Origin of the sequence: Sorangium sp. So ce295, assembly GCF_051527405.1 — a bacterium.
Lineage (GTDB): Bacteria > Myxococcota_A > Polyangia > Polyangiales > Polyangiaceae > Sorangium > Sorangium cellulosum_B.
In genome coordinates this window covers 4,781,623-4,808,533 of record NZ_CP150324.1, presented here as the reverse complement: position 1 = coordinate 4,808,533, position 26,911 = coordinate 4,781,623, and the positions used below count along the sequence as shown (strand labels likewise).

Below are 26,911 nucleotides of genomic sequence, written 5' to 3'. Positions count from 1 at the left end.
GCCACCCATTCCCGCTTCTCCCCTCGTCCTCGATGTGCGAGAGCGCCAGGCACATGCGTTCTTTCAAAGCGCCCTCTGCGATGCGCCTCGCTGTCTCGGAAGCGCTGCTGCTCGCGGTCGCGGTGACCACCAGCGCAGCGCGCGCGCAGCCCGCCGACGAGCCTCCGCCTGAGGGAGACGTGGGCGGGGCCTCCGTTCCTCGCGGCGGAGCCGGCGCGGTCGTCGTCCCCCTGCCGGGCACGGCCCAGCCGGCGCAGCCCGCCGCCGTCAGCCCGCCGAAGCTGATCACGTACGCCCCGCCCGTGTATCCGGAAGAGGCCCAGCGCGCGGGCGTCGAGGGGAGCGTCATCCTCAAGCTCGACATCGACAAGACCGGGCGCGTCACCAAGGCCGAGGTCCAGACGCCGGGCGGACACGGCTTCGACGAGGCCGCGCTCGCGGCCGCGCCCGGCCTCGTGTTCGAGCCGGCGCGGCGCCCGGACGGCACGCCGGCGCCGGCGCGCATCCTCTACCGGTACGGGTTCACGCTCACCCCCAAGCCCGAAGGCACCGCGGCGCCGGCGCCGCCCGCCGACGTCGAGACGGTCGTCGGGACCGTCCTGTCCGCGAGCACCGGCGAGGGGCTCCCGGACATCGCGGTCAGCCTCCTCCGGCCCGACGGCGGCCGCGAGGACGTGAAGACCGACCAGCGCGGCAAGTTCCGCTTCAAGAACCTCGCTCCCGGCAAGTACCGCGTCGAGGTCGCCGCCGCGGGGTTCGAGCCGTTCACGGCCGACGAGGACATCGCGGAGGGCGAGGCGATCGAGGTGCGCTACCGCATCTCGCTCGCGAAGCCCAAGGACGGCGCGCCGCAGGGCATCGAGGTGACCGTGCAGGGCGAGCGCCCGCCGCGCGAGGTGACCCGGAGGACGCTCGAGCGCCGCGAGATCGACCGCATCCCGGGGACCGGCGGCGACGCGCTGCGCTCGCTGCAGAGCCTGCCCGGCGTCGCGCGCAGCGGGTTCGGGCTGCTCATCGTGCGCGGGTCCGCGCCGCAGGACACGCTCACGTTCATCGATCGCACCCCGGTGCCGATCATCTACCACTTCGGCGGCCTCTCCTCGGTCGTGCCGACCGAGATGCTCGAGAAGATCGACTTCTACCCGGGCAATTTCAGCGCCGTGTACGGCCGCGCCATGGGCGGCATCGTCGACGTCGGGCTCCGCTCGCCGAAGCAGGACGGCAAGTACCACGGCGTCGTCCAGCTCGATCTCATCGACGGGCGCGTGCTCCTCGAGGGGCCCGTCCCGTACCTCAAGGACTGGAAGTTCATCGCGGCGGGCCGGCGGAGCTGGGTCGACGCGTGGCTCGGGCCCGTGCTCAAGGAGGCGGGCTCCAGCGTGACGCAGGCGCCCGTCTACTACGACTACCAGTTCGTCCTCGAGGGCCGCCCCTCCGCCAGCGAGCGGGTGCGCGCGAGCTTCTACGGATCGGACGACGCCTTCAAGATCACCCTGGACAAGCCGCCGGAGGACGAGCCGGCGCTGACGGGCGACTTCGGGCTGCACACCGCCTTCCAGCGCTTCCAGGTCAGCTACGAGAACCGCCTGGGGAACCGGGACAGGATCCTCTGGTCGCTGGCCCTCGGCAGGGACGTCTTCGACTTCGGGGTCGCTCCCCTCTCCTTCAACATCACCACGGCCTCGCTCGACCTGCGGCTGGAGTACTCGCACCGGTTCGCCAGGTTCCTCACGATGAACGTCGGCACCGACCTGACGAGCGGCATCGCGACGGTCAAGCTCCACGCGCCGACGAGGGTGCCTGCAGGCCACCCGTCGAACCAGCCGTTCTCGACGCTCCCCGCGCAGGACCAGTCGTTCGACGGCCCGTACTCCCGGCCGGCCGCCTACGCCGAGTTCGAGGTGGTCCCCTCGCAGCGCGCGCGGATCGTCCCCGGGGTGCGCGTCGACTACGCGCTCGACACGCGCACGCTCGACGTGAGCCCGCGGATCAACGCGCGCTACGACATCCGGAGCGGCTTCCCGCGGACGACGGCGAAGGGCGGCGTGGGCCTCTACTACCAGGCGCCCCAGTTCCAGGAGAGCGTCGAGCCGTTCGGAAACCCGGATATCAAGTCGAACCGATCCATCCACTACGGCCTCGGGGTGGAGCAGGAGATCACGCCGCAGATCGACGTGACGGTGGACGGGTTCTACAAGCAGCTCGATCGGCAGGTCGTCTTCTCGGCCGAGAAGGACGGATATGCCAACGACGGCACCGGGTACGCGGTGGGCGGCGAGGTGCTCCTGAAGTACAAGCCAGACGACCGCTTCTTCGGCTGGGCGGCGTACACGCTCTCGCGGTCGGTGCGCACGGACGGCCCCGGCGAGGAGGAGCACCCCACGCCATGGGACCAGACGCACGTGCTGACCGTGCTCGGGAACCTGCAGCTCGGCCGGGGCTGGGAGGTCGGCGCGCGCTTCCGCCTCGTGTCGGGCAACCTGGAGACACCCTATGTCTGCGATCCGGAGCAGAAGGGGTGTGATCCGAACCGGGTGAACGCGATCTACCATGCTTCCTCGGGCAAGTACTCGCCCTTCCCGCTCGGGGGCGACTACAGCGAGAGGATGCCGCTGTTCCATCAGCTCGACGTCCGCGTCGACAAGACGTGGCGATTCAAGAGGTGGCAGCTCGGGCTCTACCTGGATGTGCAGAACGTCTACAACCACCAGGCTGCGGAGGGCATCAGCTACAACTTCAACTTCACGAAGCGGGAGTACGTGACGGGGCTCCCCTTCCTGCCCACGCTCGGGCTGCGAGGAGACTTCTGATGAAACGGACCCGACTGCCCTCTCGCCGCGCGCTGCTCGCCGCGCTCTCGACCCTGGCCCTCGGCATCCCCTGCTGCTCGGGGAGCGACCTGGCTCCGTCGTCCGAGGTGGAGGGGCTCCGCATCCTGGCCGTGACGGCGGACAAGCCGTACCCGGCGCGGGGCACGCCCGTGACGTTCCAGATGACGTACGCCGACGCGCTGGGCGACGCCAACGGCGACCCGCGGAACGTCGAGGTCATGTGGATCGGGGGCTGCGTGAACCCGCCTGTCGGCGTGGACGCGCAGATCGGGTGCCTCGGGCAGTGGATAGGAACCTACATGGCGGCAATGGCCCCGCCGCGGGGAGGAGAAGGTGCCGGCAGCGGCAGCGGCAGCAGCGGTAACGGCGGCGGCGGCAACGGCGGCAGCGCCGACGGCGGCGGCGGTAACGGTGGCAGCGCCGACGGCGGCGGCGGCGCCAACAACGGCGGCGGCGGCAACGGCGGCAGCGCCGACGGCGGCGGCGGCGCCAACAACGGCGGCGGCGGCAACGGCGGCAGCGCCGACGGCGGCGGCGGTAACGGCGGCAGCGCCGACGGCGGCGGCGGTGCCAACGATGGCGACGGAGGCAACGATGGCGACGGAGGCAACGGCGACGGCAATGGCGGCCAGGAGGAGCAGACCGCTCTCTTCAAGCGCCAGGAGCTCGAATCGGAGCTGAGCGGCAAGCCCAACGCAGCGTCGTTTACGTGGACGCTGTCCGGCGACATCCTCAGGCGGGAGGACGCAGGAACCACGGCGGCCGGAACGAAGTACTCGTCGGCCTACGTGTTGTTCGCCGTGTGCGCCGGCAAGATGCGGCCGACTCCGGCGCTGTCCGCAGCGCTGGAGGCGATGCTGGCAGTCGATGACCCGCTCGCGGCGATGTCCGCGGCGATATCCGCGGCGCTGGCCGGCGGCATCGAGATTCCACTGGAGTGCGTCGACGAGGACGGTAAGGTGCTCGGTCCGGACAGCTTCGTCGTGGGCTACACGCAGGTGTTCGTGTTCCAGGATTCGGATCAACGAACCAACACGAACCCGCCCATCGACGGCTTCACGCTGAAGCTGGACGACAAGGAGGTCGCGCTCGGCGAGAGCGGCCTGCCCGTCGTGGAACCGTGCATCCAGCCGGAAACGAAGGCGCAGGGATGCGGCCCGGCAGAGCCGGACGCCGACGACTGCACGACCTACGACATCGACGTGATCGTGCCGCCCGACGCCGCCGACGTGGACGTGGAGGCCGCGGGGCTCGGGGGGCCGCCCGCGCACGAGGCGATCTGGGTCGACTACTACACGGACGGGGGCGGATTCGACGGGGCGAGACGCCTCGTGAGCGACGCGGTGACGGGTCCCGGCGAGCGCCACGGGACCACCTGGACGCCGCCCTCGAAGCCGGGACGCGTGTCGCTGTGGGCGGTCGTCCACGACACGCGGGGCGGATCGAGCGTGAAGCAGATCGAGGTCGAGGTGCGGGAGAAGGAGTAGTCATGCCGCCGCTCGATCTGCACGTCGCCCTGTTCGGCGCCTCCGGCGCAGGCAAGACGGTCCTCCTGGCGGCCTTCTACCGGGCGCAGACGCAGCCCTCGTTTCAGCAGGAGCACGCGTACAAGATCCAGGCGGTCAACAAGGCGCAGGGCAACCAGCTCCTCGGGCGCTTCTACCGCCTCGAAGAGGGCAGGTTCCCCGACGGCAGCACGCGCTTCGACGCGTACGAGTTCGACTTCTTCCCGAGGGACCTGCCGGACGCGGCGGTCCGCATCCACTGGTACGACTACCCCGGGCGCTGGTGGGAGGACGAGCCGATCGACGCGGAAGAGCGGGAGGCGATGCGCCAGGGCCTGCTCAAGCTCGGCATGAGCCACGTCGGCATCCTCCTTGCGGACGGCGCGAAGTACCGGAGCGAGGGGACCGGCTACATCCGGTGGCTCTTCGAGCACTTCGCCGACGAGTGCGACCGGCTGCGCCGGACGAGCGCCGCCACGGGGGACGAGGTGAGCTTCCCGCGCGAGTGGATCCTCGCCCTCAGCAAGGCCGACCTGTTCCCGCCGGAGTACAGCGCGAGCGACTTCGAGCGCGAGGTCTGCCGCGACGCCGACGATCAGCTCGCGAAGCTCTGCGCCGTGCTCCGCGCCGAGCGCGCGTTCGGCCACCGCTTCATGCTGCTCTCGTCGGTCGCCGCGCCGGCCGACGCCGACGCGCCGGTCGACCCGGGCACCTCGCTCGGCGTGCGCACGCTCGCGCCCGCGGTCCTCGTGAGCACCGTCGAGGGCGCGGTCCGCGAGGCGCAGGCCACGCGGAAGGAGAGGTCGGCCGGAGAGACGTTCTTCCAGGGCCTGCGCGATCTGGTCACGTTCGTCGACTCGCTCGACGACTTCCTCCCGAAGCGATACCAGATCGTGAGCAAGATCCTGCGGTTCGTCTCGATCAAGGACTTCGCGACAACGCGGCTCGACAGGCTCCAGAAGACCCGCGAGGGCGCGATCCGGAGGGGCGACGCGTTCACGGCGGTCCTGAGCGCGATGGCCGCGGCCCTGCGCAACGACGAGGGGGCGCGGGCCTACCACCAGAACCAGTAGGACAGCCATGCTCGCGCCCGCGCCAGCGCCCGTCGTCGAGACCTCGCGCCTCCTCTGGAGGACGCGCGGCGAGCACTGGGATTACGAGTTCATCTGCGTGCCCGAGCACCCGGCGCTCCCCGCCTGGCTCACGGCGCTCGAGGCCATGATCGGCGACGCCGACGCGGGCGCCGGAGAGCTCCGTTATGGCCTGCTCGAGATCGACGAGCCCGGGCCGAGAGGCCCTCTCGTGTTTCCCTACGTGGCGACGCGGTTCCTCGATCCGGCGCGGAAGGACTGGACCGGAAGGCAGGTCCAGCACTTCGCCGTGTGGTTCCCGCCGATCCCGGAGGCGGCGATCGAGGCGCTGCCCGCGGCGATCCCCGCCGACTGGCACCTTCGCGTGCTCGAGGGCCTCGCGGGGACGTACGGCTCCGGCGAGGTGTTCGGGCTGCCCGAGGCGGCGATCCGCGCGTCGAGGCGGGGTGCTCCGGAGAGCCGGGCGGCGCGCGCGATGGCGATCGTGAAGCGCACGCCCCCGGTGGCGCTGCTCGAAGGCGAGGCCGCGCCCGCGCGGTGGAAGCGGGTGCCCACCGTAAAAAAAAAGTGCCCGGATCCTCCTGGCGCGGTGGGCCTGAAGGTGGCGGGAGCAGGCGATAGCGGCAAGCGCCCGGGACTCGGCTGCTTCGCGGTCAGCCTGCTGGTGATCCTCGCCGTCAGTCGACTGATGATCGGATGGGCGGCGGGCTGAGGCGGCCTCGCGGCGCGCGCGCCTGTCGGCCAGCGCGCATGGTAGGAGCGGCTGCGGTGACATGCAAGCCATCCGTGGAGGTGGCCACTTCACGCTGGATGGTCGTGGCCCTACCCGCCGGCGCCCACTATGCTCGCCCCGATCGCCGCGCCAGAGGCGGCGCGCGATCAACGCATGACGGCAACGCATGACGGAGATCTGCTGTGAATGACCATCCCGCATTGACACCTGGCCGCGCCGCCGTCGTGACCGGCGCCGCCAGCGGCATCGGCCTCGCGGCCGCCGAGCGCTTCGCGCGCATGGGCCTGAAGGTCTGTCTCGCCGACCTGGACGGACCGGCGCTTCACGAGGCCGCCGCCCGCGTCGCCGCCGCCGCGCCCGGCGGCCAGGCCGACGTGCGCGCGGTGCCGACCGACGTCGCCAGGCTCGAGGACGTGCATCGGTTGAAGCAGGCCGCCTACGACGCGTTCGGCGAGGTGGCGGTCCTGATGAACAACGCCGGAGTCGGCGGCGGCGGCAAACCCTGGAAGGACATCGATCGCTGGCGGCGGCTCATCGAGGTCAATCTGTGGGGCGTGATCCACGGCGTGCAGGCGTTCACCGAGGCGATGATCGCGCAGGGCACCCCCTGCGCCATCGTCAACACGGGCTCGAAGCAGGGCATCACCACCCCGCCCGGCGACGCTGCCTACAACGTCTCGAAGGCCGGCGTGAAGGTGCTGACAGAGCAGCTCGCCCACGAGCTGCGCAACGTGGCGGGCTGCAAGATCACCGCCCACCTGCTGATCCCGGGCTACACGTTCACGGGGATGACCGCGCGAGGCCCGGAGAAGCCCGCGGAGGCATGGACCGCCGATCAGGTGGTGGATCGGATGATCGGCGGCATGGCCCGCGGCGACTTCTATCTGCTCTGTCCCGACAACGCGGTGACGCGCGAGATGGACGAGCGCCGCGTGCAGTGGGCGGCCGACGACCTGATCCGGAACCGACCTGCGCTGTCGCGCTGGCATCCAGAGTACGCCGAGGCGTTCGCCGCGTTCATGGCGGGCGCCGCGAAGCCCTGAAGGGGCAGGCTGCCCGGAGCGCGCGCCGCCCGCAGGCGGGGCGGGGCTCGGCCCCGGGCAGCATAAAGATCCGTCGCTGTAACAGGAGAACTGCACAGGTTCTTTTCGGCCGCCCGAATTGAATGTTTCACTTCGCGTGATGGTCGGGCTTCTCACAACACAACAGCGCAGAGATCCTGGCCCGTTGCGCTGCTCCTCCTCTGGATGCAGATCGTGCGACGAGGTCCTCGACGAAGGGTCGCCCGCGGCCCAGTCTACCCGCCAGCTGTATGGTCCCGCTCCCTGCCCGCCCGCTTCAGACCCACTGGTGCAGCGAGGGCACGGTAAAGATCTGGTGTCCCGCGCCGGCGCTGATGGTCACGTGTGTCACCGGCGTGCTGGTGGAGGCGGGCGCCGCGGCGATCGAGGAGGTGATGTTGCGGCGGGTGGCCGCGGAGGGCCGAGTGCTGGTCTTCAATGACTGGGAGGCGATGACCGATTACGAGCACGTGACGCGCACGCGGCTGACCGCGGCGACGATTTCCGTCCTCCATGCGGTCGAGGGAGCTCACTTCCTGCTCCAATCCAGGGTGGTCATCTTCGGGGTTCAGATCGCGAATACCGCCATCCGGAAGCTGACCGTCCATCCGTCGCGCGCGGTGTTCGAGCGCGCGCTGGAGGACGCGCTCCGCCAGCGCGCCCCGGAGGGCACGGTCTAGTCCTCGGGTTGACCCCCACGGCTGGCGGGAAGTTACGATCCGGATTGATCTTTATCTGTCGGCGTCCACGCGCTCCAGCGCGCGCCCCCGCGTCGAGCGCTCGCCGCGGGGATCCCCGTTGATTTGGGGCATATTTTTTGGCAGCCCGACGGATTCGGTAGTAGGGTGTCCCGCCATTCACAGCCCACGATAAGATTGTCGGCGTATTGAAATCGCTTTGCGCGGACCATGCTCTCGGGAGACCCACGTGAACACCAACATGACAAGTGGCGTGGTCGACGGCGGCGCCGATGCGGCCCTCGTGGATGTCGGAACGTGAACCCGCGTGTCCGATTCACCGCCGTAGGAGATTGATCATGAGCACTTGGAAGACGCCCAGCGCAACCCTTGTCGTCACTCTCTCGCTGGCCGGGATCGCTGCGCCGGCCACGAGCAACGCGCAGCCGGCGGAGCCGGCTCAGCAGGCCGCGCCCGGCGCGGCCGCGCCGGCGCCCGTGGAGGCGCCCCCTCCTGCTCCTCCTCCGCCGCCGGTCGAGCAGAAGAAGGCCGATGACAAGCCTCTCGTGCGTGTCTACGGGATCCTCAAGCCCACGGTCGTCGTGGGGAACGGCCTTGAGTCCTTCGGCAACCCGAACTACTCCGCCCCGACGGCCGCGGTGAACCCGCTGTTCCTCGCCGATCCGGACGCCGTGGGCCTCACCTTTCAGGCGCAGCAGACGCGTGTTGGCGTGGCCGTCGGGGAGGGCTCGCCCGTGAAGGGGCAGGTCGAGCTCGATTTCATCGATTTCGGCAAGTCCTCTCCGGCCCAGGGGATGAGCCTTCGCGTGCGTCAGGCGTTCCTGGATTGGACTCCCGCCGACGGGCACAAGCTCACGCTCGGCCAGACCTGGGATCTGTTCTCGCCGCTGAACACGCACACGTACAACCTCGTGGGTGGGATGTTTCAGTCCGGAAACTCGGGCTTCATGCGCCACCAGTTCATGTACCTGGCGAACGTCGGCAGCCTCGAGGTGGGCGCCGCGCTCGGTCTGGTCAGCCAGAACGTCACGGCCATCCTCAACAACGTCGAGTACTCGCGCACGCCGACCGTCTCGCTGCGCGCGAGCTATCGCGCCGAGAAGACCGCGTGGGTGGGCGCCTCGGTGATCGGGACGCGGCTCGCCTTCGACGCGAACTTGCCGACCGAAGAGGGGCGGCTGGCGCTCGGCGGCAACCTGTTCGGCGAGATCACGAGCGGTGCTCTGAACGTGCGGGCCGAAGCGTACGGCGGGAAGAACCTCGCCAACCTGGGCCTCCTGACGCTCGGGCAGGGCTATCGCACGGACGACGTCGCCGAGGTGGGCGGCTGGGTGTCGGGGAAGGTCACGTTCGACAAGCACTCTTTGCACCTCGTCGCAGGGACCGCGATGGTGCTCAGCACGGAGGAGATGCAGCTCGGCTACACGCCCGGAACCCCCGCGGCGGGCGGCACGCCGGCGACCGCTCCCGCGCGCGTTGGCGCCAATGGTCCCGGCATCGAGCGCAACGTGACCCTGCGCGCGGGGTATGCCTTCGCGCCCCTGAAGGGGCTCTCGATCGTGCTCGAGCCTTCCCTGTTGCTCACGCGCCACAAGCTCGATCCGGCGGCCGCAGTGCAGCATGACGCCGACCGCACGGGCTTGGCCGTCGAGGCGGGCGGGCTCTACCAGTTCTGACAGCGCTGACGGCCCCCGCGAGGGGGCGCTCAACGTCGCCCGCTCCGCCGGCGCTCTCCCCGGCGCTGGGGCGAGGGTGGAGCGAAGATCTCCGCGAGAAAATCGACGAACACGCGCACCTTCGGCAAGAGGTGCCGGTTCTTCGGGTACAGCGCGTGAATCGGCCAGGTCGTCGTCGGGAACTCGTCGAGCACGGTCACGAGCGTCCCCTCGGCCAGCGCGTCCTTCGCCAGGAAGTCGAACATCGCGATGATCCCGCTCCCGGCGATCGCGAGGTGCCTCAGGACATCCACGTCGTTCGCGTGGAACGGCCCGGAGATGGGCACCTCGAGCACGGCGTCGCCGTCTCCGGTCAGGAAGCGGAACGCTGTGGGCCGCCCGTCGCGCAGGTACCCGACGCAGTCGTGGCCCGAGAGATCGGCCGGCGTCGCGGGCGCGCCGCGCCGCGCGATGTACGACGGCGCCGCGCAGTGGACGATGCGGCTCGCGCCGAGCCGGCGCGCGACGAGGCTCGAGTCGCCGAGCGGGCCGATGCGCACGAGCAGGTCGAGCCCCTCGGCCACGGGGTCGACGTGCTGATCGCGCAGCGTCAGGTTGACCCGCACGTCGGGGTAGCGCGCCGCGAAGCGCGGCAGGCTCGGCGCGATCACGCCCCGTCCGAGCGCCACCGGCGCGTCGACGCGCAGGAGCCCCACCGGCTTCTTGCTCGCGCGCGCGATCGCCTCGGTCGCCTCCCCGAGCTCCTCGACGATGCGGACGCAGCGCGCGTAGAAGGCCTGCCCGTCGTCCGTCAGGCGGAGCGAGCGCGTCGTGCGCGCCAGGAGCGCCACGCCGAGCTCCTGCTCGAGGCGCATCACGCGCCGGCTCACCGCGGACGGCGTGACGCCGAGCCGGCGCGCGGCGCGCGAGAAGCTACCGGTCTCGACAGTGGCGACGAGCAGCTCTATCGCGGCGAGCGAGATCATGATCTGTGCTGAAATAGCACAAGTGACGTTCCCTCGCGCGGACTGATGCGCCCCGGATGGCTCGCTCAGGCCATTGGCCGAGCTGGATTCACTCTCTCGATTCTTGATGCCATGCCCTGCATTCCGATACGTTCCGAGGAGGCACGGAATGTTTGCGAACGCCACACCGGTCGCTGCTCTGGCCGTGCCCCTGCACGATGAGCGGGGTGTCGACGTCGTCATCCTCCTGGCCAAGGCCACCTTCGCCAGGCGCGGTCCCACGCTCGTGCTCCTGGACGAGCAGGCTCCCCTTCGCCTGAATGACGTGCCGACGGACGAGGCGGCCGTCCGGGACGGCCGTGAGTCGAGCATTCGCTATCCCAGCGACGTCTGCTGCGAGAAGCCGGGGGCAGACGTCGTGATCGTCGGCAGCGCGGTCTCCTCGAAGGCCGTCAGCAGCCTCGACGTCGCCGTTCGCGCGCCGGGCCGCTCGATGTCGCTCACCGTGCACGGCGAGCGGGTCTTCTACAAGAGCGGCCTCGGCATCAAGATCTCCCCGGCAGCGCCGTTCGAGCGCGCCGCGATCACCTACGAGCGTGCGTACGGAGGGACATCGAAGGACGGCACCGTCGTGGAGTGGCACAACCCCGTGGGGCGCGGCGCCCACCGATCGACCTCGGAGCTCGATGGATCCCCGGCCCCGTGCGTCGAGGATCCCGCTCACCCCGTCACGGGCACGGACGCGACGCCTCCGGCCGGATTCGGCGCCATCGCGATGTGGTGGCTGCCGCGGCGCGCGCTGTCGGGGACGATGGACGCGGCCTGGCAGCGCGAGCGCATGCCGCTGCCGCCGCTCGACTTCGATCGACGCTTCTATCACGTCGCTCATCCCGGTTTGCAGCTGGATCGGCCGCTCGCGGCGGGCGACGTCATCGCCACCCACGGGCTGTGTCCCGAGGGGCTGTTCGACGTGACCATTCCCGAGCTCGCGATCGTCGCGCACCTCCGCCGGGCGACGGGGCGGGCGGTGTCCCTGCCCCTCGCGCTCGACACGGCCGTCCTCGAGCCCGACACGGCGCGCGTCGAGCTCACGTTCCGGCGCGTCGTCCCGCTCGGCAGGGGCGACACGATGCTCCGGGAGGCGCGGCTCGATGTCGACGCGTGACGCCCTCCTGCTCTCCCTGCCCGCTGACGGGCGGATCCCCGGAGCGCTCCGCGCTCCCATCGAGGGGGTCTCCATCGCGCACTACCTCGTCGTGGAAGCGGCGCAGCTCGACGGGCTCCCCGTCCCCGCCGTGCTGGAATGGCTCGGCGTGCCGCGACGAGCGTTCGCGCGGGCCGAGGAGCTCTGGAGCGAACGTGTGGCCGACGCGCTCGGGGGCGAGGACGGCGGCTTCGACGCGCTGTACGAGGACGTCATCGGCCGAGCGCTCTCGCTCTGGGCGCGGGCCGTCGACCCGCTCGACCGGGACTTCGGCGCCTGGATGACGTTTCAACGCCACGCGCTCGAGGCCGACGATCCGGGCGAGCTCGCCCGCCGCGCGGGGCTCACCCGGGGTGACGAGCTGCGCCTCGCGCGCCTCTGGCGCGGGCGGCTGGTCGAGGCCGAGCCCGAGCTCGTCGCCCTGGCCGAAGCGGCGATGTCGGGCCCGCTCGCGCCCCTGCCCGCGCTCACCGTGTCTCCGTTCGTCTTCCCACCGCCGGAGGAGCGCCCGTGATCAACCAGGCAGAGCTCCGGCTCGATGGGCTCGAGGGCGCGGAGATCGTACGGGTCCGCGGGCGTGAAGCCATGAACGAGCTCGGCGCCTTCGTCGTCGATATCCTGCACCCCGACCCGCACCTCGACCCGGCGGCGCTCGTCGACAAGGACGCGACCCTCGGGCTGGCCGACGCGAGCGGACACACGACGACGTTCCACCTGATCGCGCTCGAGGCCTCCCACGGCGGCCACTTTCGCGGCAGCGACCGCTATCACATCACGCTCGGGCCCGCGGCCGAGCGCCTCGCCCTGCGCGTGAGCCACGCGATCTTCCAGGACAAGACCACCCAGGAGATCGTGGCCGAGCTCCTGCTCCGCGCGGGCATCCCCGCCGCCCAGGTGAAGTGGCGCCTCGCCGGGCAGTACGCGAAGCGGGACTACACGGTGCAGTACGGAGAGAGCGAGTGGGCGTTCATCGCGCGCCTGCTCGCCGACGAAGGCATCAACCACTGGCTCGATCGAGAGGACGACGCTCCGCTCCTCGTCTTCGGCGATCACCCGAGCTCCCATGAAGGGATCGAAGGGCCGAGCCCCGTCGTGCCGTTCGAGGACGCGAGCGGCATGAGCTCGATGGCGTTCGCCTTCCATGCCCTGCGGCGAAGCTGGTCCATCACCTCGACAAGGGCGAGCCTGCGCGACATCAACGTGCAGAACCCCGGCGTGCCCGTGGACGGCGAGGCAGGCGAAGGCGCGCTGGAGGTCTTCGAGTATCCCTCGAACCTCATGATGCCGACGGCGGCGACCGCGCGGGCCAAGGTCCGCCTCGAGCAGCTCCGCCGCCATCGCTCGACGCTCGTGGGCGAGAGCGGCAATGCGCGCCTCCGCGCCGGACGGGTCGTGCAGATCACCGGCGCCGCGGACGCCTGCTTCTCGGGCAGGTTCCTGATCACCGCGGTGGAGCACGAGCTCGAGCAAGCCTCACGGGAGCAGCCCCGGGGCACGCCGTACCGCAATCGCGCCACCCTCGTCCCCTTCGCCCCGGACGCGCCGTACCGGCCCGGGATACCGCGCTCACGGCCGATCGTGGCAGGGATCGAGAGCGCGATCGTCACCGGCCCTGCGGGGGACGAGATCCACGTCGACGATCTCGGTCGCATCAAGGTGCGCTTCTTCTGGGATCGCTCGGGCGTGGGCGACGACAAGAGCTCACGCTGGGTCCGGGCGCTTCAGATGAACCTCACGACGCCGCAGATGCTGCCCCGCGTCGGATGGGAGGTCCCGGTCATCTACGAGAACGGCGATCCGGACCGGCCCTTCGTCCTCGGGCGCGTCTACAACGGCGGGGCCGCGCCGCCCTACGGGCTGCCCGACAGGCGCGCGACGAGCACGCTGCAATCGGCCACCTCGCCGAGCGACGGGACGACGCAGGAGATCCGGATGGGCGACGACGGGGGGAGCGAGCAGACCTTCGTCCACGCGACGAGGGATCAGACGGTATCGGTCGGCGGCGCTCACGCGATCGAGGTCGGGGCGAACCGGCTGGACACCGTGCAGAAAGGGCAACAGCTCCTCGTCGACGGCAGCCAGACGACGACGATCGGGGGCAACCAGTCCATCGTCGTGGGCGCCGACGGGAACATCGTCGTCAAGGGGGCGCGCTCGGAGAGCATCGGCGGCAGCGAGAACATCGGCGTGACAGGCACCTACAAGACGACCGTCGATGGCGCTTACGTCGAGCTGATAGGCGCCCTCTACAGCCTGCGCTGCAACGAGTACAACGCGAAGATCCAGGGGGCGTTCACGCAGGTCATCGGCGCGGCGCTCTCGACCACGGCGGGGCTCGGGAGCAACCAGTCGGTGGCGGGCGCGCGGACCGAGGTCGTGAGCGGCGCCCGCAGCTTCACGGCCGGCCTCGCGTACGCCGACGGGACCATGGGTCGAAAGAGCGTCACCGCCGGGGCGGCGAACGAGAGCGCGAACGCCAAGGTGGCCTTCAACGCGGGCGCCCGGGCGACCCTCGAGGCGGGCGGTGTCCTGTCGATCGAGGGCGGCGGCAAGGTCGTGTTCGAGGCGAGCACGATCTCCGTCAAGGCTGCGACGCTCACCGCGAAGGGGGGGAGCACGATGAGGCTCGCAGGGGCGATGAAGTCGACGTCCACCGTCAAGCTCGACGCGCCGACGGTCAAGAAGAACGACAAGGTCAAGGTGGGGCCGTGAGGGCCGCGTTCGATCTGACCATCGAGGGGGCCCCGCCGCTCTCGGTCCAGTCGTTCGATGCCCACGAGCGGACGCATGTCGGCGGCAGCGTGCGTGTCCTCGCGCGCGTCGCTCCAGGGCGGGACGAGGCGCTCGTCCCCGACGAGCTGCTCGGCAAGAAGGCGACGCTGGAGATCACGCCGAAGGACGCGCTGCGCGACGTCCCGCGGAGGTTTCACGGGGTCGTCGACGTCATCGAGAGCTCGGGGCAAGGCGCGCTGCTGACGATCGTCCCGCGCCTCATGCCGCTCGAGGACGGATCGGATCACCGTATCTTCCTGGAGCAGGACTCGGTCGCCATCGCCGAGGAGCTGCTGCGCGAGGCAGGCCTCGCCCTCGACATCCGCGTGGCGACCCGACCCGAGCCGCGGGTCCAGTGCGTCCAGGCCTTCGAGTCCGTGCTCGCGTTCGTGCGGCGGATCCTTGCCGAGGACGGGATATCGCTGTGGGTCGAGCACCAGGAGTCGGAAGACGTGGTGGTGTTCGGCCAGGACGACTCGGCCTGCCACGATCTCCCGGGCGGCGCGCGCGTCACGGTGGCGCACGACGGAGGGCTGACGACGGGCGAGGTGGTCACGGATCTGCGGCTGCTGCACCGCCTGACGCACGACGGCGTGGCGGTATCCGATTACGATCCCGATCATCCCGCGGTCGATCAGGCCGCGTCGGTGGGCGGGCAGCGCTTTCAGCGCTTCGCGTACCCTGGACACCATCGCTCGCCCGAGGCAGGCGCCTCGCGGGCGCGGCTCCTCCTGGAGGAGGAGCAGACCGAAGGCGTGATCCTCCGGGCGCGCACGACCTGCCGGCATGTCGCTGTGGGGTATATCGTGGAGCTCGAGGGCGCCCCGCGGGACGATGAGAACGGGCGCTTTCGCGTCCTGGAGGTGCGGCATCAGGGGCGCGACTTCGCCGCGAACGGCGCGGGCGATCTGCGTTATGAGGCCGAGTTCACCGCGGTCCCCGCGGCGCGACCCGTGCGGCCGAGGCGGCAGCCGGCGAAGGGGCTGGGCGGGCTCCAGACGATGACGATCATGGGGCCGCCGGGCGCGGAGATCCACACCGACCCGCAGGGGCGGGTCAAGGCGCGCTTCCGCTGGGATCGCCTCTCACCGGACGACGACACGGCGAGCGCGTGGGTCCGGCCGATGCAGCCGCCCTTGAGCGGTGGGTTCTTCCTGCCGCGGGTCGGCTGGGAGGTGCTTGTCGGGTTCATGAACGATCCTGCGCCGACGGGGGATACCCCGCTGTCGCTCGGGCGCCTCGACAACGGGCAGGCGCCCCCCGCCGAGAGCCTGCCGAAGCAGAAGGTGCGGTCGAACTGGGGGACCCAGAGCACCGGGGGGAGCGGGAAGCAGAACCAGATCCGGTTCGACGACGCCGCGGGCAACGAGGGGATGCACTTCGCGGCGTCGAAGGACGCGAACGAGAGGACAGAGAACGACAAGGTCGTCAGCGTGACGGCCGACGAGGAGAACGTCGTCGGGGGCAACCACACGAGCACGGTGACCTTGCAGCAGGTGACAGCGGTGAAATCTGCCCAGACGTACTCGGTGGGTGGCAATCGCGACGTGACGACGACGGGCGCGCTCGGGATCTTCGCCGCGAGCGAGAGCGTCAGCGTGGGCGCGACGCGGAAGCTCACGGTGGGGGGCGATTACGAGATGAAGGCGGCCACCGTCAGCCGCATCGTCGGGGCCGCGGAGAACGTCGTCGCGATCCAGGGGACGAACCGCCACGTGACCGGCGCCTCGACCATCGCCGTGGGCGGCACGTGGACCGAGATCGGCGGTATCACGGCGTCCACCGGCGTGCTCGGCCAGAGCACGTTGACCGCCGGCGGGCCCCTCTCGGTGAGCGCGAGGAGCGTGTCGATCAACGCGTCGGTGCTCTCGGAGACCTACGCGGGGCTGTACAAGGCGCACGCCGGCGCGGATTTCACGGTGGGGGCTCCCATCGTGAAGCTCAAGGCGGGCGGGGCCATCCGGGCCAAGGGAGCCGACGTGTCCTTCAAGGCGAAGTCGAGGATCGTGCTCAAGGCGGGCGGCGTCACGGTCACGATCACGCCGGCGTCGATCACGGTGAAGGGAAAGCTCAAGGGCGATTCGACGAGCGTCGTGACGACGAGGGAGGAGGTCAAATGAGGGCGACGAGGACCATGAACCAGGGCGCGAGCGCGCGGCCTGCGCCGAACAAGGGCGCCGCGCGCAAGGCCGGGCCGGGCAAGGTGGTGAAGCTCGGCCGCCGCGCGGAGGCGGCGGCGCCGCTCAGCCCCGGAGCCCATTTCGCGAAGCTGCTCAGGAAGCTCGCGGAGGGGCGGTACGAGGCCTCGCTCTTCGGCGGAGAGCCGCGCGAGGTCGGGGTGCTGCCCGAGGTGGATCTCGAGCTCGCCGACAGGTGCCTCGCCGAGCAGGGCATCGTCCTCGTGGGGATGGTCGGCGACGACGCGGTGATCTTCGGCGCGCTCCAGACGAGGGAGCGCAGGGCGGAGGAGATCGTCCTGGAAGCGCCGCGGAGGCTCGTGCTCAAGGCGGGCAAGTCGAAGCTGGAGCTCCTGGCCGAGGGCCGGGTGAAGCTGTCGGCCGACGCCGTGACCGTGGACGCCCCCCGCGAGGTGCGGCTGGCGAGCGCGCACGTGGAGATCCCGTAAGCGGGGCCGCCGGAGCGACGATGAGCAGCGTCGGCAAGAAGGAGATCGCCACCAAGAAGAGCGGCCACGGCGCTGTCGCGCCCGGCGCCATCAGCCCGGTCAGCCCGCCGGCGCCCCCCGTCCCGACGCCGTTCCTGTACACGGCGCGCAGCGCCAACAAGACCGGGACAGAGCACAACTCCAGCTACTGGATCTGGGACACGCAGGCGCTGGTCGAGGGCAGCCAGATGAGCGTCGACCCGCCCGCGAACGCGCCGTCGAAGACCGCCGGCGGCGACCTCGTGACGCACGCCGACACGAAGATCGCCGTCATGAAGACGGGCTCGATGGTCGTGAAGGCGGCCGGCAAGAACGTGTGCGGGACCGGCGATCTCGTGAACATGAACGTGCTGACCGCCGAGCAGAGCATCGCTCAGATGGTCGTTCCCCTGCTCAACAAGGTCGATCTCGCCCGAGCATCGAAGTCGACCGCCCACGCGCACAGGGTCAACGAGGAGTACTATCGCGCGTTCCACCCCGAGCGCGCCAACCAGACGAACGTCGGTGATCCGATCGACGTCGGCACCGGCTTCGTCGTCGACGAGGGCACGGACCTGAGGCTGCCCGGACCGATCGAGCTGGTGTGGCGGAGGACGTACTCGTCGGGCTACCACAGGAGGACGACGGCGCTCGGCAAGGGCGGTTGGGTGCACTCCTTCGAGCAGTGGATACAGCCGAGCGAGCGGGTGATCCGGCTCCACGACGAGGAGGGATTGCCTGTCGACTTCGCCGTCCCGCCGCCGGACAGGGTCAGCTTCCACCGGGGCCGGCGCCTGGAGCTCCGCGCCGTGGGCAAGCGCTACCAGGTCCGGAGCCTGAAAGACCGGCTCGTCCGGGAGTTCAGCGCGCTGCCGAACGGCCGCTTCGCGCTCGCCGCGATCATCGATCCGTACCAGCACCGGATCGAGCTCGAGTACCGCGGGAGCTCGCTCGTGCGCATCGCCGGCAGCTGCGGCCGCGACGTCCGCGTGATGAGCAACGAGAAAGGCCGCGTTGTCCGCGTCGAGGTCTGGGCGCGCGCCCCGGGGAGCGACGGGGCGCCTGCGCTCCAGACCTGGTTCGATTACGACTATCATGTCGAGGGGACGCTCGCCTCCCACACCAATGCGCTCTCGCACGTCAAGCGATGGGACTACGACGGTCTGCACCGCATGGTGAAGACGACGGCGCGGAACGGGATCTCGTTCCGCTACGAGTACGACGAGGAGACAGGCCGGTGCGTGCGGACCTGGGGCGACGGGGGCCTCCACGACGTCCGCCTGGTGACCGACGACGACGCGGGCGAGGCGCGGACCCACGGCACGAGCCGCGCGCGGCGATATCACGTGAAAGACGGCATCGTGGTGCGCGAGGAGACGTTCGACGGCGGCTGGGCGTCGGAGCGCGAGCTCGATGGCGATGGGCTCCTCATCCGCCGGGGCAACGCCGCCGGCGAGGCGATGACGTACGAGCACGACGCGCGCGGGAACCTCGTGAAGGAGATTGACCCGGCGGGCAACGCCACGGCGTGGGAGATCGAGGCCGACGCGCCTGTGCGGCGGATCGACGCTGCGGGCCGCGAGATGCGCTATCGGTACGACGCGCATGGCGCGCTGATGAGCGTCACGCTCCCGACGGGCGCGTCCTTCAGCCTGACGCGCGACACGGACGGGCGCGTCGTCGGCGCCTTCGGTCCGAACGGCACGCTCGCGACGTTCACCTACGATGAGCACGGGAACCTCGCGTCGGAGACCTCGGGGCGCGGCGAGACGACCTGGTACCACCACGACGCGCTCGGCAGGCCCGTGGCGCGGGTCGAGGCGTCGGGCCATGTCACGCGCACCGAGCACGATCGGCTCGGCCAGGTGGTCGCCCTTGTGCGGGCCGACGGCACGCGCCTGACGGCGAGCTACGATCCGGTGGGAAACGTCACGAGCACGACCGACGCAGCGGGCAGGACGACCCGCTTCGAGTACAGCGGAACAGGGCACCTGGCAAGGATCGTCCCGCCGGACGGGCAGGTGGTCGCCCTCCTGCACGACGCGGACGAGCGGCCGATCGAGATCATCAACGCGCTGCTCGAGCGTTATCGCCTGGAGTACGACCGCGCCGATCGCGTGGTGTCGGAGCGGACCTTCGATGGACGGCTGATCACGTACCGCCACGATCGTGGGGGGCGGGTCGCGCGGATCGACTATCCCGACGGCGAATGGCGCGAGCTCGCCTACGACAAGCTCGGGAACGTCGTGGAGGACCGCGGGGCCGACGTCCAGATCACGTTCGAGCGCGACGCGCTCGGGCGGATCGTCCGTGCGGTCTGCGCCGACGCCACGGCGAAGGTGGTGACGGAGATCGAGCGTGACAGCCTGGGGCAGGTCGTCGCCGAGCGCCAGGACGGGCGCACCATCCGCTACGAAGTCGACGCATGCGGCCGGCGCACGGCGCGCGTCGCGCCGGGAGGCGAGCGGACGGAGTACCGCTATGACGACGACGATCTTCTCGTGGGGATCACGCACGAAGGACGGGGGGTATCCATCCAGCGCGACGGGGAGGGCCGGGAGCGGCGCCGCGACTTCGGCGCCTTTCGACTGGAGCACGACCACGACGCCCTGGGGCGGCTCGTGCAGCAGCAGGTGATCTCCACGGAAGCGGAGGGCGCCGCGAGCCTGGTTGTGAGGCGGCGGTATGGCCATGACACGGCAGGCCGCCTGACGTCGGTGAGCGACGGGCCCGACGGGCAGGGCGGCACCACAACGACGTACCGCTACGATCGCGCGGATCAGCTGCTGGAGGCGGCGAGCAGCAGGCTGCGGGAGGCGTTCGAGTACGACCCCACGGGCTCCCTCGTGGGCGCGGTGCGCGGCGGTGGATCACCGGATGTCGCGCGACGCTGGTCGCTCGGCCCGGGGAACGTGCTGAGAGCGGCGGGCGGCGCGCGCTATCGGGTCGACGGTCGCGGCAGGCGTATCCAGCGCATCGAGAGAGGCGCGGGCGGCGGCGAGAAGGTCACGATCTACGGCTGGGACACCAGGGATCGGCTCAGGGAGGTCGTCCTCCCCGACGGCAGGCGGGTCCGCTTCACCTACGACGCGTTCGGCCGGCGGGTCCGGAAGACGGTCCTTTCACCCTGGGATCGCTCGTCCCTCGAGGGCGGGGCGAGCGGAGGCGCGGTGGTGGAGGCGTCGGTCGACTTCCTGTGGGACGGCGACGTCGTGTGCGAGGAGAGACATGTCACGGCGCAGGGGCCGCGATCCCGGCTCCACGTCCACGATCCCGGCACCTTCACGCCGCTGCTCCAGGTCGAGCAGGGCATGGTCTTCGGCGTCGTCGTCGATCAGGTCGGCACGCCGAAGGAGCTCGTGGATGAGCGCGGGCGCGTGGCATGGCGAGCCCATCACGGCGCGTGGGGCGACGTCGTGTCGGTCGAACGGGACCCGCACACGTTGCCCGTGGAGAGCCCGTTCCGGCTCCTCGGCCAGGTCGCGGACGACGAGACGGGCCTCTGCTCCACGAGGTTCAGGTACTTCGAGCCGGCGTGTGGAAGGTGGCTCTCGCCGGATCCCATCAACATCCATGGCGGGTTGAACCTGATGGCGTTCGGCGGGGCGCCGACCGAGACGGTAGATCCCCTGGGTCTGGCGTATGACCCATGGCAGCCGCACTCCCCCGGTACCCAGGACTGGAACGACGGGAAAGGCACGCACTTCTACACCAACAACCCGGGCGTCGAGCTGGGAGTCCGCACCGACGGCAGGGGCAACGTCACCTTCGAGCGTGTCACGGGCACCGAGAGGAGACCTGGACCGGTGCAGACCGAGATCAACACCGCGAGGGAGAGGCTGAGGACCGACGCGGGCTGGCGATGGCAGCTGCTCCGGAACCTCTCCGAGGGCATCCAGCGCGCCTCGACAGGGACCCCGAGCGACAGGGCCCTGGCTGCGAGGATGGAACAGGTCAGAGCCGCTCTGGCGAGGCTCATCGCCCACAAGGGTCATTGATATGCGCCTGCCGCGGCCCACCGTCGACTTCATGAACGAGCTCGCCGCGCGCCGCGCGCCGGAGATCGAGCTCTACCAGGAGCTTGGCTTCCCGGACTTCTTCTTCACCGACGGCGAGCTCTCCGGGCCTCCCTGCGAGGTTCAGTTCCTCACGTATGGACCTCGCGAGTGTGAGGTGATGCTGAAGGGGAGCCGGGTGCTCGGTCATCCACACAGCGTCACGACGGACGAGGCCGACGGGGTCCCATGGGATGGTGTGGTGCGGCCGAGGACGTTCCGGGAGTACCGAGCGCACGTACAGTCGCTCGCGCCGTCGATCGCGCCGAAGTCTCCCCTCGGACGCGCGCTCAAGGAGCTCCGGTCGGTGGACCGACGCTTTCGCAGCGCAGAATGGCTCCGGTTGATCGACTGGTGGGCGCTGAGCCGTGAGACGCGCGAGAGGCACCTGGAGCCGCTGCTGAAGAGCGCGCTCCAGCGGATCGGAGCCGCGTTCGACGGCGGCAGCTTGACCGCTCTCCGGCTCGCCGCGGAGCTGATCGCGCCCGGCTTCGCGAGGCAGACGCTCGTCGACGCGGGCGTCTGGCCGCCGTCGCGCCTCGGCGTCTCCGAGGCACGTCTGACCGAAGCCTTTCCCGCGAACCACCCGGACCGGTACAGGGTGTATTGCCGCGCGACCGGGGAGCACCTCGGCCCCCTTTACCAGGTGCAGCCTCGGTTCGACCGCGAGCTTCGCGAAGAAGAGCTCTTCGCGGAGGAGGACCGGAGAACGAGCTGGCGGCTGGGCGCCACCGGCTACGTCCTCACCGGCGACGGCAAGCTCTGGCGGCGGGAGAAGCACGGATGGCGTTGCTTCGGCCCCGCGATGGACGCGCTGCTCGTGCGGCCCCCGAAGGCCGAACGAAGGCGCTCGGGCTGACTCCCATGCACGTCACGCTCTCCCTCGATCCCCCGGCGACGACCCGCGCCATCGCGCTCCGGGTCGCGAGCGCGCTCGGCGGCGCGACGCGCGCCGAGATCGACGTCTCCGCGCCGGAGCCGCTCGACTGCGAGGCCCTCACGGGGACGCCCGCGCGCATCGAGATCAGCGGCGACGACGGCGCGACCGCGGTGCACCACGGCATCGTCGCCGGGATCACCGCGAGCGCCACCGTGGACCCGGGCGCGCAGCGGCTCTACACGCTCGACGTCCGCTCGGCCATCGAGTGGCTGACGCTGCGCAAGGACGCGCGGGTGTTCCGCAAGACGACCGCCGCGGCGATCGTGGAGGAGCTCCTCGCCGGTGTCGGAATCCGGGACGACGCCTTCGTGAACGAGGCAGAGCCGCCGCCCGAGCGCGACCACGTGACCCAGTGGAACGAGACCGACGCCGTCTTCCTGCGCCGGATCTGCGAGGAAGAGGGCCTGTTCTTCCGGTTCGATCCGAAGGAAGGGTTCGACGCGTTCGTCCTGTGCGACCGGTCCGACGCGGCGCCCGACGGCCTGTCGGATCCCCTGATGTTCGTCGATGGATCGGGCCTGGTTCCGGGGCAGCGCGTGGCCTTCGCCCCCAGGCAGATCCGCAGGCGCCGGCCCGGCAAGGTGGCCCTCCGCGATCACGACCCGGCCAGGCCGGCCGTGAAGCTCGAGGCCAGGGCCGAGGGCGGGGTCGATCCCGAGAAGGCCGTGGAGGTCTACCAGGCGCCCGGCCGGTTCCGGACCGACGGCGAGGGGGAGCGCGAGGCGACGCTGCGGCTCGAGGCGCTGCGGGCCGACGCCGATGTGCTCGAGTTCGACACGACCGCCCTCGAGCTCCGCCCCGGCGTGCAGTTCGAGGCGGACGCGACGCTCGCCGTGGGGCTGGCGCCGAGCGGCAAGTACTTCGTCGTCGAGACCTCGCTGACGTGGCGCGCGGGCGAGCCGGAAGGCCGGATGTCCGTGAAGGCGATCCCGCTCGGCGTGCCGTACAGGCTCCCGCGTGCCACCCCTCGCCCGCGCGTCCCGGGGATCCTGAGCGCCACGGTGACCGGGGCGAGCGGCGAGGAGATCCACACCGACGCGGCCGGCTGCGTGCGCGTCACGTTTCCCTGGGATCGCGGGGGCCCGAAGGACGAGACCGCGAGCCTGCCAGTCCGCGTGATGCAGGCCCATCTCCCGGGGTCCATGCTCGTCCCGCGCGTGGGCTGGGAGGTCCTTGTGGGCTTCGAGGACGGCGATCCGGATCGGCCCTACGTGCTCGGGCGCTCCTTCAACGGCCGGCAGCTGCCAGCGTTCGGGTTGCCCGCCAACAAGACGATGACGGCGTTCGGCACGGTGAGCTCTCCCGGCGGCGGCAAGGCCAACATGATCACGCTGGAGGACGCCGCCGGGCGGCAGCACATGGTGTGGAACGCCGGCTTCGGCAAGACGACGACGGTCGGGGCCGACATGCAGAACCAGACCGTGGGGTTCGAGAACATCCACATCAAGGGAGCGCAATCGTGGCAGATCGGCGGCAATGAGACGCTGTCGCTCGAGAACGCGTGGACGGTCGGCGTCGACAGCCAGACGGCTTCCGTGGGTGGCAATCAGGACATCACGATCAACGCCACCGGCATGACGAAGGTGGGGAGCGAGACCGTCTCGATCGGCGCGAACCTCATCGAGCAGGTGGGTGATCCGATCAGCGGGCTCAAGGGTTTCGCGGAATCGGCGGTGCTGGCCGGGGTCGGCCAGATCCCCGGGGTCGGCGCGGCCCTCTCGAGGGGCTACACCTGGGGAAAGGCGCTGGGCGAGGGATACCGTCGAGGCGGGTGGAGCGGCCTGGGAACGGCCGCGGTGCGGACGGGCCTTGGCGAGGTCGCCGGTCGGATCCCCGGCGGCGACGCCATCGTCGCGGCCGCGGACAGCGCCGGGCTCACGCCGTGGTCCGAGCAGGCCCAGCAACGCGCGGCCGAACAGCAGGGCGGAGGCGGCGCTGCGGGCCCCGGCGGCGCGGGCGCCGGTGCGGCCGCCGCCGCGCCGGGGCACCGGAAGCTGGTCGTGAACGGCACGACCACCGAGGTGATCGGCGCCGTCCACGCCATCCAGACGCCGGGATCTCTCAAGTGGACGACCCTCGGCGCATCGAGCTTCGCCATCGGAGGGAGCCACGCCACCTCCGCCGTCCGCATCTCGCGCCTCACGATGGCCGCGTCGGCGGACACCGCGGCGGCGACCTCCCTCCGGGCGAGGGCCGGGCTCGGGCGCAACGTCAAGACCGCCCATACCCTCAAGGCGGGCGGCGCCATCCAGCTCGATGCCGGCGCGGAGTTCGCCGTGAAGGCCGGCGGCGCGCTGTCGATCCAGGCGGGTGGGGCCATCACGCTCGACGGCGGCACCGTGGTGTTCGACGTCGGCGACGGCGCGTCCACGGTCTCGGTGCACGGCGGCGGGCTCACCCTCGAGTCCGCGACGATCACCATCAACGGCGAGACCCAGCACACTGGCAAGGAGAACGCCGGCTGATGGCGCTCTCCGTCGCCGAGATCGCCCTTGTCTCGCCGCTCGGGTCGAGCCCGAGCGAGCACGTCTTCTTCCATCGAGCGGAGGTCAATCCGCACGCGAGCGGCGCGTTCACGACCCGCGACGGGGAGGCCCTCCCCGTCCACCACTGCCCGTGGATCGCCGCTTCACGCCCGTGGTCGTCGCGGATCCGCCTGCTCGCGAAGCAGGCCCTCGCGCGCGCGGCGCCCGGGTCGAGGAAGACACCCATCCTCCTCGTCGCGCCCCGCGAGGCGCTGGAGGGCGAGGCGGACGTCGCGCGGTTCCTGACGCTCGCGGGTCACGCCGTCGTGAGCCAGCGATCGGGGGCAGCGGGGTATGTGATGGCCCTGAAGGAGGCGGAAGATGTCCTCCGGCAGGATCCAGAGGTGGTGGTGCTCGCCGTCGACTCCCGGATCCACCGGCCGGACATCGAGCGGTGGCTCGAGATGCGCTATTCGGCCTTCACGCGCAACCCGCTGCCCCCCTCGGAGGGCGCCGCCGCGATGCGGCTCGTCGCGGGCGCGCAGGCGCCGCTCGCGGGCAAGGTGCACTCGTACGCCGTCGCGGAGAGCGAGGCGCGCGACGACAACGATCTGCCCACGGACGGCGCCGCGCTCACGCGCGTGTTCGCGGCGCTCCGGCTCCGTCCGACGGTGCCGCTCGTCGTCGGCCCTCGCGACGTGGATCCGCTCCGGATCCGCGATTTCCATCTCGCCTCCGTGCGTCACCACGCGCGGCTGCAGCGCGCGGAGATGCCGAGCTTCGAGGGGCAGATCGGCGCGCTCGGCAGCGCCGCAGGCCTGATGTCGGCGGTCTTCGCGCTGGCCTGGCTGCGGCACGGGCTCCCTCTCCCCGGGCCGGCGCGCGAGCGTGTCGCGTTGGCCTGGGCCCGATCGCCCGATGGAACCGTGGGCGCCGCGCTCGTGGGAGACGAGCGGTCATGAGCGTCCGGCAGGCTTCTGCTGGGCTCCGGCGGGTGCTCCCCTCCCCGCCCCTCACCGAGCGAGAGCCGCCGCCCGCGGATCGGGATCTGCACGCGCTCGCGTGGCAAGGCGAGGTCCGCCTCGACGCCGAGCGGGCAGCGGAGCTCACCGTGGCGCTCTGGCAGCGGCACGTGCGGACCGGTCTCCTGGAGCGGGCGCTGGTGCTGGGGGCCGATCACCGCGCGGGGCCGCACCTCGATCGGCCCGAGGCCGCGCGCCGCCTCCTCGCGCACATCGACGCGCTCGCGGAGGCCGGGCTGACGCCCGTCGAGCTCGCCGCGTTCGCGGAGGAGGCGGACCTCGATCACCCGGGCACCTTGTGGGCGCTGGCGGTCCTCTTCGGCTGCCTGGAGGTGCATGGCGTGGAGGACGCGTTCGAGGCGTGGCTCACGTCCCTGGACGGCTCGGCCTTCCCCACCTACCGAGGCATCGTCGAGCTCGCCGACGCGATAGCGACCCAGCCGAGCGCGGATCTGCGCGAGCGCGCGCGGCGCTGGGCGGCGCGCCTGGAGCAGCCGGTCCTCTCCGCGATCGCGCTCGAGGGGACGCCTCCCGGCGAGCTCCCGGGGGACGCGCTCGTCGCCCTGGGGCGGGCGCAGAGCCCCATTGTCCAGGCGGCCCTCGAGCGGTATCTCTCGCGGGCGCCGCGTGACGCCGCGCCCGCCGCGCCGGGCCGCGCGTCGTGGCTCGACGTGGCGACCCCTGCGTTCGCCCACGAGGTGGCGCGCGCGCGCATCCTCCAGCGGGACGTCGAGCCGCTGCACCGGGTACGGAGCATGGATCCTCGCGCCGTCGCCGCGCTCGGCCCGTACGCGATCGACGTGATCGCGCTCGCGGGGGATGCGGGCGATCAGGCCCTCGCGCGCGATCTCGCGGCGGGGTTTCCCACGACCCCGCGCACGCTGGACGCCATGGGGCGGATCGGGCTGCCTTCCCTGTTTCCGCGCCTCCTCGCGGAGCTGGGGAGCGACGAGCTCCACGAGGACGCGCACGGCGCGCTCGTGACCGCGCTCGGATCGCGCGTCGCGTTGCCCTCCGTGAAGGCGTGGGAGGAGGCGATCGCGTCCCTCCCCGCGACCGCCGCGCCGACGCGCCTCCGGGGGGGCGAGCCTCATTCTCCGCGATCGGTGCTCGAGGAGATGAGGCGCCCGGACCTGTCCGCCGAGGCCTTGCGCGTGCGCGCCGACGAGCTCCTCGCGCGGGCCGGCCGACCGGCGCAGGTGGCGTGGGACGCGTTCGGGGCGACATTGGAAGGAGCCTTGTCCGATCTGGCTCGCCTCGCGCGCTGAGG

The 26,911-nt window shown here is 71.1% G+C and carries 18 protein-coding genes; 17 read left to right on the top strand and 1 reads right to left on the bottom strand.

The window, feature by feature from the left end:
• Positions 1–53: 53 nt before the first annotated feature.
• The 7 genes from WMF11_RS18125 to WMF11_RS18095 all read left to right on the top strand — a co-directional run bounded on the left by WMF11_RS18125 (position 54) and on the right by WMF11_RS18095 (position 9,595).
• On the top strand, positions 54–2,810 hold the full coding sequence (locus WMF11_RS18125; RefSeq protein WP_437978344.1) for a TonB-dependent receptor domain-containing protein: 2,757 nt from the start codon (positions 54–56) through the stop codon (positions 2,808–2,810).
• A complete protein-coding gene (locus WMF11_RS18120; protein WP_437978343.1) occupies positions 2,810–4,318 on the top strand; it encodes a hypothetical protein in 1,509 nt (502 codons plus the stop codon). The genes WMF11_RS18125 and WMF11_RS18120 overlap by 1 nt, the downstream gene beginning before the upstream one ends.
• A 2-nt stretch (positions 4,319–4,320) precedes the next feature.
• Complete coding sequence (locus tag WMF11_RS18115) at positions 4,321–5,409, top strand: TRAFAC clade GTPase domain-containing protein (RefSeq protein ID WP_437978342.1); 1,089 nt, start codon at positions 4,321–4,323, stop codon at positions 5,407–5,409.
• A 7-nt stretch (positions 5,410–5,416) separates the two neighbouring features.
• The gene (locus WMF11_RS18110; protein WP_437978341.1) at positions 5,417–6,139 is read left to right on the top strand and encodes a hypothetical protein; all 723 of its coding nucleotides are present in this window, start codon (positions 5,417–5,419) and stop codon (positions 6,137–6,139) included.
• Positions 6,140–6,342: 203 nt separating this feature from the next.
• On the top strand, positions 6,343–7,203 hold the full coding sequence (locus WMF11_RS18105) for an SDR family NAD(P)-dependent oxidoreductase (protein ID WP_437978340.1): 861 nt from the start codon (positions 6,343–6,345) through the stop codon (positions 7,201–7,203).
• A 269-nt stretch (positions 7,204–7,472) separates the two neighbouring features.
• Positions 7,473–7,901, top strand: coding sequence for a hypothetical protein (locus WMF11_RS18100; RefSeq protein WP_437978339.1), 429 nt, complete (start codon positions 7,473–7,475; stop codon positions 7,899–7,901).
• Positions 7,902–8,257: 356 nt separating this feature from the next.
• Positions 8,258–9,595, top strand: a complete 1,338-nt coding sequence (locus WMF11_RS18095; protein ID WP_437978338.1) for a hypothetical protein — start codon at positions 8,258–8,260, stop codon at positions 9,593–9,595.
• Positions 9,596–9,624: 29 nt separating this feature from the next.
• Here the strand turns inward: WMF11_RS18095 and WMF11_RS18090 are convergent, their stop codons facing one another.
• On the bottom strand, positions 9,625–10,560 hold the full coding sequence (locus WMF11_RS18090) for a LysR family transcriptional regulator (protein ID WP_437978337.1): 936 nt from the start codon (positions 10,558–10,560) through the stop codon (positions 9,625–9,627).
• A gap of 184 nt (positions 10,561–10,744) precedes the next feature.
• Here WMF11_RS18090 and WMF11_RS18085 point away from each other — a divergent pair, with 184 nt between their 5' ends.
• From WMF11_RS18085 to WMF11_RS18040, 10 genes are read left to right on the top strand one after another with little or no spacing between them, the layout of a single operon-like run.
• Positions 10,745–11,704 carry a DUF2169 family type VI secretion system accessory protein gene (locus WMF11_RS18085; protein ID WP_437909634.1) on the top strand — a complete coding sequence of 320 codons (960 nt, stop codon included), beginning with the start codon at positions 10,745–10,747 and terminating at the stop codon, positions 11,702–11,704.
• Entirely contained in the window at positions 11,691–12,257 is a 567-nt protein-coding gene (locus tag WMF11_RS18080; RefSeq protein WP_437978336.1) for a hypothetical protein, read from the top strand. The genes WMF11_RS18085 and WMF11_RS18080 overlap by 14 nt, the downstream gene beginning before the upstream one ends.
• Positions 12,254–14,455 carry a type VI secretion system Vgr family protein gene (locus tag WMF11_RS18075; RefSeq protein WP_437978335.1) on the top strand — a complete coding sequence of 734 codons (2,202 nt, stop codon included), beginning with the start codon at positions 12,254–12,256 and terminating at the stop codon, positions 14,453–14,455. Before WMF11_RS18080 ends, WMF11_RS18075 begins: the two co-directional genes overlap by 4 nt.
• Positions 14,452–16,635 carry a type VI secretion system Vgr family protein gene (locus WMF11_RS18070; protein ID WP_437978334.1) on the top strand — a complete coding sequence of 728 codons (2,184 nt, stop codon included), beginning with the start codon at positions 14,452–14,454 and terminating at the stop codon, positions 16,633–16,635. Before WMF11_RS18075 ends, WMF11_RS18070 begins: the two co-directional genes overlap by 4 nt.
• Complete coding sequence (locus WMF11_RS18065) at positions 16,632–17,141, top strand: hypothetical protein (protein ID WP_437978333.1); 510 nt, start codon at positions 16,632–16,634, stop codon at positions 17,139–17,141. Before WMF11_RS18070 ends, WMF11_RS18065 begins: the two co-directional genes overlap by 4 nt.
• Positions 17,142–17,161: 20 nt before the next feature.
• Positions 17,162–21,157 carry a DUF6531 domain-containing protein gene (locus WMF11_RS18060; RefSeq protein ID WP_437978332.1) on the top strand — a complete coding sequence of 1,332 codons (3,996 nt, stop codon included), beginning with the start codon at positions 17,162–17,164 and terminating at the stop codon, positions 21,155–21,157.
• Between the two features lies 1 nt (position 21,158).
• Complete coding sequence (locus WMF11_RS18055; RefSeq protein WP_437978331.1) at positions 21,159–22,073, top strand: hypothetical protein; 915 nt, start codon at positions 21,159–21,161, stop codon at positions 22,071–22,073.
• A 5-nt stretch (positions 22,074–22,078) separates the two neighbouring features.
• Positions 22,079–24,619, top strand: coding sequence for a type VI secretion system Vgr family protein (locus WMF11_RS18050; RefSeq protein WP_437978330.1), 2,541 nt, complete (start codon positions 22,079–22,081; stop codon positions 24,617–24,619).
• The gene (locus WMF11_RS18045; RefSeq protein ID WP_437978329.1) at positions 24,619–25,581 is read left to right on the top strand and encodes a hypothetical protein; all 963 of its coding nucleotides are present in this window, start codon (positions 24,619–24,621) and stop codon (positions 25,579–25,581) included. Before WMF11_RS18050 ends, WMF11_RS18045 begins: the two co-directional genes overlap by 1 nt.
• Entirely contained in the window at positions 25,578–26,909 is a 1,332-nt protein-coding gene (locus tag WMF11_RS18040) for a hypothetical protein (RefSeq protein ID WP_437978328.1), read from the top strand. Before WMF11_RS18045 ends, WMF11_RS18040 begins: the two co-directional genes overlap by 4 nt.
• Positions 26,910–26,911 lie beyond the last annotated feature (2 nt).